Annotated in this window: 9 protein-coding genes and 2 pseudogenes; 9 read left to right on the top strand and 2 right to left on the bottom strand. The window is 56.6% G+C overall.

The features are described 5' to 3' along the window. Window positions 1-60 precede the first annotated feature (60 nt). The 3 genes and pseudogenes from ACPW74_RS08930 to ACPW74_RS08940 form a co-directional block, all read left to right on the top strand. A complete protein-coding gene (locus ACPW74_RS08930; RefSeq protein WP_202007536.1) occupies window positions 61-483 on the top strand; it encodes a hypothetical protein in 423 nt (140 codons plus the stop codon). A gap of 70 nt (window positions 484-553) precedes the next feature. Then, window positions 554-982, top strand: a complete 429-nt coding sequence (locus ACPW74_RS08935; RefSeq protein WP_202007538.1) for a hypothetical protein — start codon at window positions 554-556, stop codon at window positions 980-982. Window positions 983-1,389: 407 nt separating this feature from the next. Continuing rightward, window positions 1,390-1,482, top strand: a pseudogene (locus ACPW74_RS08940) (ATP cone domain-containing protein); the annotation flags it as partial. Between the two features lie 1,066 nt (window positions 1,483-2,548). On the opposite strand, the gene ACPW74_RS08945 reads toward ACPW74_RS08940, so the two are convergent. Together ACPW74_RS08945 and ACPW74_RS08950 are read right to left on the bottom strand one after the other, a co-directional pair. Continuing rightward, window positions 2,549-2,695 carry a hypothetical protein gene (locus ACPW74_RS08945; RefSeq protein ID WP_199770475.1) on the bottom strand — a complete coding sequence of 49 codons (147 nt, stop codon included), beginning with the start codon at window positions 2,693-2,695 and terminating at the stop codon, window positions 2,549-2,551. Window positions 2,696-2,749: 54 nt separating this feature from the next. Then, a pseudogene (locus ACPW74_RS08950) lies at window positions 2,750-3,040 on the bottom strand (transposase); the annotation flags it as partial. Window positions 3,041-3,372: 332 nt separating this feature from the next. Here ACPW74_RS08950 and ACPW74_RS08955 point away from each other — a divergent pair. The 6 genes from ACPW74_RS08955 (at window position 3,373) to ACPW74_RS08980 (ending at window position 13,444) form a co-directional block, all read left to right on the top strand. After that, a complete protein-coding gene (locus ACPW74_RS08955) occupies window positions 3,373-4,647 on the top strand; it encodes an IS4-like element ISApu2 family transposase (protein ID WP_011191341.1) in 1,275 nt (424 codons plus the stop codon). A gap of 119 nt (window positions 4,648-4,766) precedes the next feature. Further along, window positions 4,767-5,384, top strand: coding sequence for a tyrosine-type recombinase/integrase (locus ACPW74_RS08960; RefSeq protein WP_227262765.1), 618 nt, complete (start codon window positions 4,767-4,769; stop codon window positions 5,382-5,384). 398 nt (window positions 5,385-5,782) lie between these two features. Continuing rightward, on the top strand, window positions 5,783-6,766 hold the full coding sequence (gene pheS, locus ACPW74_RS08965; RefSeq protein WP_043155490.1) for a phenylalanine--tRNA ligase subunit alpha: 984 nt from the start codon (window positions 5,783-5,785) through the stop codon (window positions 6,764-6,766). A gap of 12 nt (window positions 6,767-6,778) precedes the next feature. After that, entirely contained in the window at window positions 6,779-9,166 is a 2,388-nt protein-coding gene (pheT, locus tag ACPW74_RS08970) for a phenylalanine--tRNA ligase subunit beta (RefSeq protein ID WP_319883516.1), read from the top strand. A 3-nt stretch (window positions 9,167-9,169) separates the two neighbouring features. Then, window positions 9,170-9,466 carry an integration host factor subunit alpha gene (gene ihfA, locus ACPW74_RS08975; protein ID WP_005300715.1) on the top strand — a complete coding sequence of 99 codons (297 nt, stop codon included), beginning with the start codon at window positions 9,170-9,172 and terminating at the stop codon, window positions 9,464-9,466. Between the two features lie 36 nt (window positions 9,467-9,502). Then, window positions 9,503-13,444 carry an ATP-binding protein gene (locus ACPW74_RS08980; RefSeq protein WP_406568193.1) on the top strand — a complete coding sequence of 1,314 codons (3,942 nt, stop codon included), beginning with the start codon at window positions 9,503-9,505 and terminating at the stop codon, window positions 13,442-13,444.

The raw sequence follows: 13,444 nt of genomic DNA on the forward strand, positions 1-13,444 counted from the left end.
TTATTGTGTCACAATGTTATTTAACACATGAGTACACTCATTTTTTGCAGGTGGTTATAAATGTCTGATTTAATGTGTAAGGTGGCTGATGAAGTTTGCTTTTGGGATTTTTTGCTAGAGCCCAATAGATGGTTTAGCGAAGAGATAAATCACTTGGCAATTAGGTTTACAGGCTTAGATGAAATGCCTAAGCACGCAATTTTTTTGTTGTCTAAATTATCGGTTATCGGCCCAATGGATGTGTGTGTCTTGGCCAGCAAGACTAGCTTAAAATCAACAGAAGTAGATTCAGGAATAGAGGCTCTTGAAGAACATGGCTTTGTAAAAGCGTATGGTTCCAAGTATGAGGCCACTGAACTTGGTCACAATGCATTCCGTTCAATTGGGAGAAATTTAATTATTAGAAAACGATTTGAGATGAAGAGGGAGTTAGAAAAATTGGATTGTATCTACAAGGCGATAGACCAATCAGCGACATGGTAAAAGTCACACTAGTGTGGTTGCCTTGTCCAGTAATGGTAGTGGCAATCTAGTTTATCAAGGAATAAAGATTATGAATAAGATAGTTGCACGGATAGTTGCTAGTTCTGTGATAATTATAAGTGGAGTAGTTGGTTGGATAGTGGTACTTCAAACAATGGTTGGTGTAGGGGTTGATGTTGTGTATGCAGCAGACTCTGGTTGCTATAAAGAACATCCATTACTTGTTACGGTTACAAATCGCTTCCCTATTCCCCTTAGATATTACAGATTCACAATCTCTGCAACTAAGCCTGGTCACAGTAGGTTGGCACGATATGGAAGCGGCTATGAAAGTGATAAGATTTTAAATGGCTGGAGTTCTACAAGTTCATGTTGGTCTGCTCCTATTAAGGAGTATGGTACCTCAAATGAAAAGCCACAGGAAAATCCTGATTTAATTTGGGAGGGTGATCTTAGCTGGGCTGATTGGGGGGTTATGACTTCTGGTTATCTATTATAGACTGGTATCAAGCCGTAACCTCCCCAGCCCCAAGTAATAGTTACACTTGGGGCTTGTTCACAGGTGACCTAGGGAAGGTGCGAATAAGTCATATGGCACGAGAGCATTTACTGGTAACACATTGATATTAAATGACTAAAATTTTCATTTTTTGTCCGTGGGATACTTGTTCGCACTTTCCCTAGAGCAAACTGATTGTTTGATTTCAACTGACTTCAAGAAGAATGCATAGTTTTCTTAAAAGGGAGGTTCATATGAGCCATTTCCATGAATTCGAGTTCAATTACCACTAACTCACGTTTACTAAGGGGGAACCGCCGATTCCTCCGGTGGGATCTTCATACTGAAGCAGCAGTGTGTTGTTTCTTGGGTAGATAATTGCTGACAGGACCGAAGGTGACAACAAAGTGAAACCGGTAGTTATTAAACGTGATGGTTGTAGAGCCCCATTCAACGCTGCCCTCATTGCAGAGGCCGTTAATAGGGCTGCAAGACTTGTGGGTCTCGATATAGGCCCCATGGTTATTTCTATAGCATCACCAGAAACTATCAGTCCCTTTTACTATGTTGGAACCATCAAGGATCTGGAGATAGTTCCATGTACGAAGGAACATCCACCCTACCTGTTCAGTTTAGCGAAGCTGCTTGAAGTTTCGTGCAGGCAAGTCCGGCCCCCTTAGTGAGTCCAGTTATCAGCCACTCCCTGCGTGACCGGACACATTTCATAGAAAGCCTGCTTTCCGTAGAACAGGTTAGTCGGTACACCAAGACCGTATATCCCTGTCAAAATTTCAGTTTTCGTTTTCCCCCTACAAGCCATTAATCACCTGAAATTCCAAGCGTTCTCTCAATTCCCCCACGGCGTCCACGATCCATCCCGATCATTCAGGTTGCCACGAAAAGTTCTATAATCACCAAGTATTCAATTAGTTACGCTTTCATTATTGTTAGCCAAAGCTCCTCGAAACAGTAAAGCCCTGCAATTTCTTTCGATCCTTTCAGATCCTCGCCAAGCCACAGATCCTTGATGTGGGGGGAACCGCAGAATTCGGAAAAAATCGTACGCTAAGCTAAGGAAGGTCTGAAAAAGCCCCCGCTCGAGAAATGCATCCCAGCAACCATGCGGGTTACAGAGCGGTGATTTCGCGAAACATGGGCTTTTTCAGAGCTTCCTTAGCGTTACGATAAAGCTAGCATGGAAACGATAGGTGCAAGCAAGTTAAGGGTTGCATCGCGCATGTCAATCTAGGCTATACCTCAACTGGGCGTCAGTCGGCTCACTGGCATCGCGTCAGACTAGGGCCGCTTTCTGCATTATCTGACGCCTAAACGTCAAACTCTATGGCCTCAACCTGACAGGCCGCATGCTTAGCGTACGATTTTGTCCGTTTTCTCTACCGTCCCCATGTGGCGAGGCCTGGCCCTATGGTTTTGCGGTAATCTACTTTTGCAAAAATTTTTCTTGATGAACCCCGCAGGCGGGAGCGGATGAGCGCGGATTCCGTGGCGCAGACGCCGCCGTGGGCCCCCTGCCGTGCGCTGGGAGGCTGTGAGCGAGCGTAGGCTTCACGTATGATGCAGCGCTGCCCGATGGCACCCATTCATGCGGCGCCCTTCCCTGGCCATGCTAATGCCCTGAATGATTTCCATGACCAAGGCGGACTTGCGCTTGGCCGTCCAACGTTTGATTTCTTCGTCCATCGTGATGCTCATGTCTGTGATCTCCACTCATTATGACCTGAGCAGGATTTCAGTGGGTCATTACATGCCCACCGCGCTTATCTGCTCCGGGCTCCACCACCAGGCGAGTGTCAGCTCGACAAACTGGATGACATCGGCAGATAGCCGAGATTTGGCCGCACTGGCCCGTCGGTGGGTGGCGTGCTGATGCGCATTGTCTGGCTGGTAGCCCTGCGGCCCGGCGTTACGACGCAGCTCCCGGTAGAGGGTGGAGCGATGAACGCCAATGGCGCGTGCGGTGGCAAGGATGGACATCCCCTGTGCGCGAAGCACCGATAACTGGTATCGTTGCCCCTCGGTCGACTGCTGATAGCTCATGGTGATACTGCTTTTACTTTGGCGAGCAGAAGGGTACCACCAATCAGCAGTTGGCCACCTCTCGCCATTCATCCATGAGTGTCGCACTTATTATCTGAATTCCCGGTTCGCTGCCAAGTGGTAGTTCTTCATATTCGGGTCTTTGTTAATGTTTGTTAAATGTTATGTAGCGTTGTGTTGATGGGGTCTCCGCACAGAACTAGACAATTCCCACCATTGCCAGCTTTCCTACATGTACAGGATCTTTAGCTACAACCAATTGAAATAGATAGAAAAAAGGCTTCGTTTGTGATCTGATTTAATCGCAAAAAAAAACCGACACACCCGAAGCCATGACTATTATCAATGCAACCCAGTACCTCAAGCAACTTCTTAGCTCTTCTGAACTCAACCGGATCGGTAAATTTACCGGTTTTTGTCAGCGACTCCGGGATATCCAGCCTGCGAGACTACTCCCGGCTCTGCTCTCAGGGCTTGGTTGCGACAAGGTGGATGGTATTGCTGGTTTGCATCGCCATTTCAATGCGTTGCAGCTCCATGATACTGACCAAATAGCGTATAAACCCTTTCACAACCAGTTACGCAAGCAGGGTTTTCCCTTGTTCATGCGCGCACTGGTTGAACGAGCCATCGCCTTACGCCTCAAGGAGTGTCTACCGGACGCCCACGGACTGGCAGGCTTTGAGCAGGTACTGCTGCAGGACGGGTCGTCATTCGCGTTACATCCGCAATTGGCAGAACATTTCCCGGGCCGATTCAATAAGCACAGCCCCGCTGCGGTAGAGTGTCATATGACCATGTCCTTGCTGGACCAGTCGCCGATATCGATGAGTATCACGGCGGATACCGAATCGGAGCGCAAGCATCTTCCGGCCGCAAATTCGTTAAATAACAAACTGTTATTGGCGGATGCCGGTTACATCAGCCGCGAGTACTTTGCTGATGTGACCAAAGCCAAAGGAAGCTATCTGGTCAGAGGGAGTCAAAATCTCAATCCCAAAGTACAGGCAGCTTACCGACAGGACGGCAGGGAAATGCCCAAGTTACTCGGAAAAAAGCTCAAGGATATCGATCGGAGAAGCTGCAGAGCCGAGGTTCTGGATCTGGATGTGAGTTCGGGAAAGTATAAATATCGACTCATAAGACGTTGGTTTGCAGAGGAAAAACGGTTCTGTATATGGATGACCAATCTTCCGCGTGAGCGATGGCCAGCCGAGAAGGTGATGGCATTGTATCGTTGCCGTTGGCAGATCGAACTGTTGTTCAAAGAGCTGAAATCACATAACCGGTTGAAGGCGTTCGCGACACGACAAAAAGCGATAGCGGAAGGCTTGATCTGGGCTAGTTTGCTGGCCTTGCTGGTCAAACGTCGGCTGGCGCTGACGCTGATTGGCAGCGCGGAGTTATCGATGCTGAAGATTGCCAAAAACAGCGCGCTTTGGTTAATGCCGATATTGGCGAGCATCATCCATGGTGCGTGGCAGGAAATAACAGAGAAGTTGGAGTGGGCAATGGTGTATTTATCCAAAAACGGCAAAAAGAGTAGGCAGAGAAAATCCAAGCAAAACAACACGTTAGACGGTATTATTAATTCGCTTGCCGCTTAAGGTTCTGTACATGAGCTTTCCTATATATGTAGTCGCCTTAGCTAAACACTGCTAATCATCATCAAATGCTGTATAAAATAACAGTGTTTTGATGGAGGAGTGGTGAAAGTGAGAATGCAGTGGTTGGGGACTTGCTGGGCGGGGTGTTCTCGGTGCTCACCGAACTCGGTCATTACCACCATGAGCACCCGCTCAAAGAGATGAAGAAGGTCAAACTGGTCGAACGGTCGATGGGCTACCTGACCCAGGACGAGATCAACGACGTGCTGGCGGCGCTTTCGGGGGATAACCTGAAGGTGGTCAAACTCTGCCTGGCCACGGGGGCGCGCTGGAGCGAGGCGGCCAATCTGCGCCGCGAGGAGGTGCTGGCCAGCCGGGTGACCTACATCAACACCAAGAATGGCAAGAACCGCACCGTGCCGATCTCGGCCGAGCTGTGCCAGGAGATAACGAGCGGGGTGAACCGGGGCCCGCTGTTCCGTGACCTTGACTATCTGGTGGTGCGTGACGTGCTCAAGACCGTGGCGCCGGATCTGCCAGCAGGGCAGGCGGTGCATGTGTTCCGCCACACTTTTGCATCACACTTCATGATGTCCGGGGGCAACATCCTCGCGCTGCAAAAAATTCTGGGCCACCACAACATCCAGCAGACGATGACCTATGCCCACTTTGCACCGGACTATCTGAGCGATGCAGTGCGCTTTAACCCGTTGGAAAACCCGCTACCTGCCGCATGATGTAGTGTCCACAAATTGCCCCAAACAGGGTCGCCACGGGGCTTTTGATGTACCCTCAAGTCGCTCGTAACTCATTGATATTTATCTATGTTGTTGTTTTTATTAGACATGGAAAGGGGGCTCAGGCCTCCTTTTTTGTTGCTCATTTTTGAGCGTTGGCAGGTAGCATGCCACGTTCATGAATGCTTTATCCTTCCATATGCCAACAAACTAGAACAAACGACGCTTGTCTTAATCCTGTTGCATCTGGCTTGTGGCTTTATCCATATAACAAAATGATTTGCAGGGAGAAAAGCCCGTCATAACTATGGTCAGCCAAGGGGCTTTTTTTGTATTATTCCCCTCTTGACCTTATTTAGCCTAAAGGCTCCTGTTCCGGGAGTGGTGACGAGGAAGACATGCAACAGCTTGAAGAAGTAGTCGGCCAGGCCAAGGCCGAAATTGAGGGCGTAAGCGACATCGCCGCCCTCGACGAAATCCGGGTCAAATATCTGGGTAAAAAGGGCTTTTTTACCGAGCAGATGAAGGGCCTGGGCGCCCTGTCCGCTGAAGAGCGTCCCGCAGCGGGCGCCGTGATCAACCAGGCCAAACAGCAGGTTCAGGATGCCCTGAACGCGCGTCGTGAAGCCCTCGAAATCGCCGTGCTGAACCAGAAGCTGGCCGCCGAGACCATCGACGTCAGCCTGCCGGGCCGCCGCATCGAGAATGGCGGTCTGCACCCGGTGACCCGTACCATCGAGCGCATCGAGCGCCTGTTTGGCGAGATGGGCTTCAAGGTTGCCCGTGGTCCCGAGATTGAAGATGGCTTCCACAACTTCGATGCGCTGAATATCCCGGCTCACCACCCGGCGCGTACCGATCACGACACCTTCTACTTCAATCCTGATCTGATGCTGCGTACCCACACCTCGGGCGTGCAGATCCGCACCATGGAACATCAGCAGCCGCCGATCCGCATCATCGCGCCGGGCCGTGTCTATCGTAACGACTACGACATGACCCACACCCCGATGTTCCACCAGGTCGAAGGCCTGCTGGTTGACGAACATGCCAGCTTTACCGAGCTGAAAGGCATCCTGCACGACTTCCTGCGCAACTACTTCGAGGAAGACTTGACGATTCGCTTCCGTCCTTCCTATTTCCCGTTCACCGAGCCGAGCGCCGAAGTGGACGTGATGGGCAAGAACGGCAAGTGGCTGGAAGTGCTGGGCTGCGGCATGGTGCACCCGAACGTGCTGCGTTCGGTCGGCATCGATCCGGAAAAATACTCCGGCTTTGCCTTCGGCATGGGCGTTGAGCGCCTGACCATGCTGCGTTACGGGGTCAATGACCTGCGTGCCTTCTTCGAAAACGACCTGCGCTTCCTCAAGCAGTTCAAGTAAGGGCGAGAGAACATGAAATTCAGTAAATCCTGGGTGATGGAGTGGGTCCGCACCGAGTTGAGTGACAATGCACTGGCCGAGCAGATCACCATGGCCGGTCTGGAAGTGGACGCCGTGGAAGCGGTAGCCGGCCAGTTCAACAATGTGGTGGTGGGTGAAGTGGTCGAGTGCGCCCAGCACCCGGACGCCGACAAGCTGCGGGTGACCAAGGTCAATGTGGGCGAGGCCGAGCTGCTGGACATCGTCTGCGGTGCGCCGAACTGCCGCGCCGGCCTCAAAGTGTGCGTGGCCAAGGTCGGGGCGACCCTGCCGGGTGATTTCACCATCAAGAAAGCCAAGCTGCGCGGCCAGCCGTCCCACGGCATGCTCTGTTCCTTCAGCGAGCTGGGCATCGACGTCGAAGCCGATGGCATCATTGAGCTGCCGCTGGATGCCCCCATCGGGACCGATATCCGTGAATACCTCGCGCTCAACGACGTCAGCATCGATGTGGATCTGACCCCGAACCGTGCCGACTGCCTCGGCATCGCGGGTCTTGCCCGTGAAATCGGCGTGCTCAACAGCGTGGACGTGGTCGAGCCGACCTGGGCGCCGGCTGTTGCCACTATCGATGCAACCTTCCCGATCCGGGTTGAAGCGTCGGCAGATTGCCCCCGTTATCTCGGCCGTGTCATCAAGGGGCTGAACCTGCACGCCCAGAGCCCGCTCTGGATGCAGGAGAAGCTGCGCCGTGGCGGTATTCGTTCCATCGACGCCATCGTTGACATCACCAACTACCTGCTGCTGGAATACGGCCAGCCGATGCACGCCTTCGACCTGGCGACGCTTGAAGGGGAACTGGTGGTGCGTCGCGCCAAGACCGACGAGCCCATGACCCTGCTCGATGGCAACGAGGTGAAGCTCAAAGAGACCACGCTCGTGATTGCCGATGCCAAAGGCCCTGCCTGCATGGCCGGCATCTTCGGCGGCGATCGCACCGGTGTCTCCGAGACCACCACCGACATCCTGCTGGAGTGCGCCTTCTTCGCGCCGCTCTCCATCACCGGCCGTGCCCGTGCCTACGGTCTGCATACCGATTCTTCCCACCGCTTCGAGCGCGGGGTGGATCCCGAGCTGCAGGCCAAGGTGATGGATCGTGCCACCCGTCTGCTGCTGGACATCTGCGGCGGTGAAGCGGGTCCGGTCATCGAAGTCAAATCCGATGCCCATTTGCCCAAGGCTGCCCCCATCAAGCTGCGCCGCACCAAGCTCGACAAGGTGATCGGCATCAGCGTGGCGGATGCGCAGGTGGTCGAAATTCTGACTCGTCTGGGCATGCAGGTAACCGTGGATACTGACGGCTGGACCGCGCTGGCTCCCTCCTGGCGTTTCGACATCGCCATCGAGGAAGACCTCATCGAGGAAGTGGCCCGCATCTACGGCTACAACAACATCCCGAACCTGAAACCCGCCGCCTCTCTGGCGATGGTGGAGCAGGCTGAAGGGCAGGTGACCCTGAAGCGGGTACGCGACCTGCTGGTTGATCGCGGTTTCCAGGAAGCGATCACCTACAGCTTCGTCGATCCCAAGACCCAGCAAACCCTGTTCCCGCAGAGCGATGCCATCGTGCTGCCGAACCCGATCTCGGTCGAGATGTCCGCCATGCGCGTCTCTCTGTTCCCGGGTCTGGTGCAGGCGGTGGTCTACAACCAGAACCGTCAGCAGCCACGCGTGCGCCTGTTTGAGCAGGGCCTGCGTTTCATCAAGGACGAGAATGCCGAGAACGGCATCCGTCAGGAACCCATGCTGGCCGGCATCATCACCGGCAACCAGGGGGACGAGCACTGGGATGTCAAGGCCCGTCCCGTCGACTTCTTCGATCTGAAGGGTGACCTGGAAGCGGTACTGGATCTGACTGCCGAAGGGGCTACCTTCACCTTCGAGCGCACCGAGCACAGTGCCCTGCATCCGGGCCAGAGCGCAGCCATTCTGCGTAATGGCGTCGTGATCGGCCACATCGGCGTGATCCATCCGAGCCTCGAGAAGAAGCTGGGGCTCAAGAGCCGCGCTGTCATGTTCGAGCTGGAGCTGGACAAACTGACGCCGGCCAAGGTGCCGGTTGCTGCCGAAGTATCCAAGTTCCCGGCCAACCGTCGCGACATCGCCGTGGTGGTTGACAGACAGATCCTGGCAGGCGACGTTCTGGCAGTAATTAAAAAAGTTGGCGGAAATCAGTTAGTTGGAATAAACTTGTTCGACGTATACCAGGGCGCTGGTATGGCAGAGGACAAGAAGAGCCTGGCCATCAGCCTGGTGTTGCAAGACACCCAGCGCACCCTGGAGGAGAAAGAGATCGCCGAGACCGTGGACAATGTCGTGCGGGCCCTCGGTGAAGAGTTGAATGCATCCTTGAGGGATTGATCTATGGCGCTTACCAAAGCCGACATTGCAGAGCACCTGTTCACCCAGCTCGGGATGAGCAAGCGTGAAGCCAAAGATATGGTGGAAGCCTTCTTTGAGGAGATCAGACAGGCGCTCGAGCGTGGCGAACAGGTCAAGATTTCCGGCTTCGGTAACTTCGATCTTCGCGAGAAGAACCAGCGTCCCGGACGCAACCCCAAGACGGGGGAGGATATTCCCATCAGCGCCCGTCGCGTGGTGACCTTCCGGCCCGGCCAGAAGCTCAAGGCCAGGGTAGAAAATGTTGAACCCAACGAGTGACAAAAAGCCAGGCAATCGCCTGGCTTTTCCATTCCGATGATAAAAATCCTTCTGTTGTCCGGCGCGCTGCTGGCCTTGCCACTGCGTGCCGCCATACTCCCGCTGTCACCGGGTGCCCAGGCTTATGCCGATTCGCTCACCGGACTGACCTTCTGTTACCCGGCCCTGCAACGTCCTCCCTATCTGGAGGCGGAGGGGGGCCTGCTTATCGATCGCCTGACGCGGTTGGCAGAGCTGTTGCCGGTACCGGTGCGCTTCGAGAAGCGGCCGAGCTGGGCAGCCATGACGCAGGATCTGCTGAACGGGCGCTGCGATCTCATTCCTCACGTCGGGCCTGCCCGGTCGAACTCGAGCGATACCGTCTTGAGCCGGGCCATGATGGAGGCGGAGTCCGCCATCCTCTATCGGGGTGAGCTCGATCAGGCGCAGTTTCTGGTGTCACCTATCTGGCAGGCCCAGGAGATCCTGAAGCGTCTCTATCCTGGTTCATCCCAGCAACAGCTGACCGATGCCGAGAACTGGTATGGTGCCCTGGTGGCCGGCAAGGGCAGCGCCTATCTCGGCGATTATCTGCAACTGCGCTACCTGATGCGGGAATTCCCGGATGAAGGGCTGCGCCTTCGCCGTCTTCGCAGCGATGATCTGGTCATCAGTTACCGGCTGATGATGCGCAACCAGCCCGAGTTGCTGGAGCTGGTGGATACGGCCATCCGCTATTTGCCGCCGGGCAGTCTCTACCGGGATCTGGGCAAGTATCTGCCTCAGGGTGAGCAGGATGTGAATCCTCTGCATTTTAACGACAAGGAGCAGGCCTGGCTGGTCGGCAAGGCCCACACCATCAAGATGGTGGCGGATCCCGGCTTCATGCCATACAGCGGTGTCAACCAGCAGGGAGAGCTCATTGGCTGGAGTGCGGATGTCTTGCGGGAAGTGAGTCGGCAGACAGGGCTGCGCTTCGAGCTGGTACCCGCCGCCAGCCGGGAGGAGGCGTTGGCATTGCTGCGCAGTGGCGATGCCGCCATGATGGTCGGGCTGATGGAGTCCGCCGCCCTGAACAAGGAGTTCGACTTCACCCGGATGGTGGCGACCAGCCGCTATGCTCTGGTCAGTCGCAGCAAGAGGGGGCCTGCCTCCCTCGCGGACGTCAGTGGCAAGGTGGTGGTCCCGAGAATGCTCTATGATCCCGGCCTGCTTGCCCGGTTCGGCCAGCATGAGTGGGAGGTGACCGACAACCTGCTGCAGGGATTGGCGGCGGTGCGGCATGGGGATGCCCAGGCCATGCTGGCGGAGTTGTACCAGCTCCAATATCCCATTCGAAACAACCAGTTGAGCGAACTGACCATCACCGAATTGCCGGAGCGTTTCGGCCTCGGTTTTGCCATCCGGCCGGAACAGACCAGCCTGGCAGGGGTGCTGGATCAGAGCCTGATGACCCTCAATGATCGGCAGGTGGACGAGCTGGTGCAACGCTGGCGTCGCCTGGTGGTCAACCAGCAGGAAGGGGTCAGCTACGGTTTCTGGCTTGGCTCCGTGTTGCTGGCACTGCTGATCAGCATGGCGGTGATCTGGTCAGTCTGGCGTTCCCGCCAGCAACTGGCCCAGGAGGCCCGCGAGCGTCACAAGGTAGAGCAGGCGCTGGCGCTGGAAAGCAAGTTCAGGGAGTCTCTCTTCCAGGCGCTCCCCGTGCCCGTGTTCTTGCGCAATGACAAAGGGGAGGTGATCAAGCGCAACAAGCGGGCCAAGCGCATGGAGGCGCGCTACGCCGCCGATCTGGTGCTGCCCGCGCCACAGTTGCAGGGCGCCGAAGGGGAGCTGGCGCTGCACGAGCAGGTCTACTCCTATGCCCAGATCCCCTTGCGACTGGGCCCCCAGGCACCGGCAGGGGATCTTATCGCCCTCTCCGACATCAGCGCCCTGCGCGAGCGTACCCGCCTGCTGCGTCAGGCAGAGCGGCGCCTGCGCGCCCTCACCAATACGGTGCCCGGTGTGGTGCTGCAATTCACCCTGCTGGGGGGAGCCATCACCCGGGTGGAGTTTGTGAGCCGGGGCAGTCACGAACTGCTGGGGCTGGCGAGCCAGCAGATCCGGGTCAATCCCAACGAGACCCTGACTCGCATCTCCCACCAGGACAGGCGCGAGATGCGAGCCCCCATGCTGGCCATGCTGCAAGCCGGGCGACCTTTCTCCCATCTGCTGCGCTATCAGCACCCCGCCAAGGGAACCCGCTGGCTGCAATTTTCCGGCAGGGGGCGCCGTCAGGGGGAGGGGTGGCGGATCTACGGGGTGGTGCAGGATGTGACGGCCAGGGTGGAGCAGGAGCACTCCCTGCAGCTTTCCCACGAGCAGGCCCAGCAGGCCGTGCTTGCCAAGGGGCGCTTCCTGGCCGCCGTGAGCCACGAGATCCGCACCCCCATGAACGCCATGCTCGGCTTGCTGGAGTGGCTCGAGCAGACCGGACTCAATGCAGAGCAGGCCTCGGCTCTGGCCCATGTCAGGCAGGCGGGCAATGAACTGCTCGGGCTGCTCAACGACGTGCTCGACTTCAGCCGCAACGAGACGCGTCAGTTGCGCCTCTCTGTACAGCCCACGGATCTGGTGGAGCTGTGCGAACACGTGGCGGCGGTGCACTGGTCCAAGGCGCGATCCCGCCATCTGCAACTGCGCCTGGCGCTCGACCCGGCGCTGCCCGCCTTGATGGAACTCGATCCCCACCGGGTGCAGCAGGTGCTGCACAACCTGCTCTCCAACGCCATCAAGTTCAGCGAGCGGGGAGAGGTGGTGATCTGGGCCCGGCGACAAGGGGAGTGGATTTTGTGCGGGGTGGACGACGAGGGGCCCGGGATCAGTGCCGAGCTGTTGCCCCGGTTGTTCCTGCCCTTCGAACAAGGGGAGGAGCCTGGCCAGCCCAGAGCCCAGGGAACCGGGCTTGGGCTAGCCATCTGCCGCCAGTTGATGGAGCAGATGGGGGGCGAGATCCGGGTCGAGCCTCTGGCTCGCGGGGGTAGCCGTTTCCTCTGCTCGTTGCCCCTCAGGCATGCGCAGGAGAAGGCGCCCTGGCAACCGCGCGTCAAGACGGTCTCCCTACAACTGTTGCCCGGGGAGCTCGAATATATGCGGGCCTGGCTCGCAGAGTTTGGCGTGGCCGAGGATCCGGCGGCACCTTGCCTTGGGGCCATGCAGGACGATGGGGGCTTGCGCGCCTGGTACTGGCAGGGGGAACCCTGGATCCCGGGCTCCGTGGTCAGCCTGCTGCAGCCCAGACTCGTCCGTGGCGCCGAGGAGATCACGGACCTGCCGGGGGCAGGCAGGCGGGTGCTGCTGGTGGAAGATCACGAGGTGAACAGAATGCTGATTAGCATGCAGCTGGGTCAGCTGGGGGCCCGGGTATTGAGCGCGGCCAATGGCCGTCTGGCACTGGAGATCCTGCAATCGGAGTCGGTGGATCTGGTGCTGACGGATCTGCAGATGCCGGTGATGGACGGCGCCGAGCTCTGCAGGCAATTGCACGCCGATGAACGCTGGCAGCATCTACCCGTCTACGTGATCACCGCGGATCTCAGCGAGCAGGCGGCGCAGCGACTGGCGGAATGCGGCTGTCAGGGCCATCTGGACAAACCCGTCTTGCTCAGGGATCTGGCCGTATTGCTTCGTACCGTCTTTGGCCCCCATGACGGGGGGAAGGCACCGCAGCCAACGGCAGCCCTTTCCCTGCCCGTGTCCCTCAGCCCGGCCCTCGTAGACATCTATCTGGCATCGGTTCACCATGATCTGGCCGACATTGAGCGGTGTGTCACACAAGGGGACGAGAAGGCCCTCAATACGGCTTTACACAAGATGAAGGGGGCCGCCAAAATGGTGGGGGCTACCCCCCTGGTAGAGGTGATCGACCGTTGGCAGGAGGCCCCCGGACATCCCTTTGCAGCCGCCTTGAGGCAGTGCGTGGAAGAGGTCTGCCGACAACTGGGCGAGAGAGCATGA

This window comes from Aeromonas sp. INTO2 (genome assembly GCF_049860605.1).
Taxonomy (GTDB): domain Bacteria; phylum Pseudomonadota; class Gammaproteobacteria; order Enterobacterales; family Aeromonadaceae; genus Aeromonas; species Aeromonas caviae.

Coding starts and splice junctions, on each gene's coding strand:
- ihfA (WP_005300715.1), top strand. CDS start 9,170: ATGGCGCTTACCAAAGCCGACATTGCAGAGCACCTGTTCACCCAGCTC.
- ACPW74_RS08980 (WP_406568193.1), top strand. CDS start 9,503: ATGATAAAAATCCTTCTGTTGTCCGGCGCGCTGCTGGCCTTGCCACTG.
- ACPW74_RS08935 (WP_202007538.1), top strand. CDS start 554: ATGAATAAGATAGTTGCACGGATAGTTGCTAGTTCTGTGATAATTATA.
- pheS (WP_043155490.1), top strand. CDS start 5,783: ATGCAACAGCTTGAAGAAGTAGTCGGCCAGGCCAAGGCCGAAATTGAG.
- pheT (WP_319883516.1), top strand. CDS start 6,779: ATGAAATTCAGTAAATCCTGGGTGATGGAGTGGGTCCGCACCGAGTTG.
- ACPW74_RS08945 (WP_199770475.1), bottom strand. CDS start 2,695: ATGAGCATCACGATGGACGAAGAAATCAAACGTTGGACGGCCAAGCGC.
- ACPW74_RS08955 (WP_011191341.1), top strand. CDS start 3,373: ATGACTATTATCAATGCAACCCAGTACCTCAAGCAACTTCTTAGCTCT.
- ACPW74_RS08930 (WP_202007536.1), top strand. CDS start 61: ATGTCTGATTTAATGTGTAAGGTGGCTGATGAAGTTTGCTTTTGGGAT.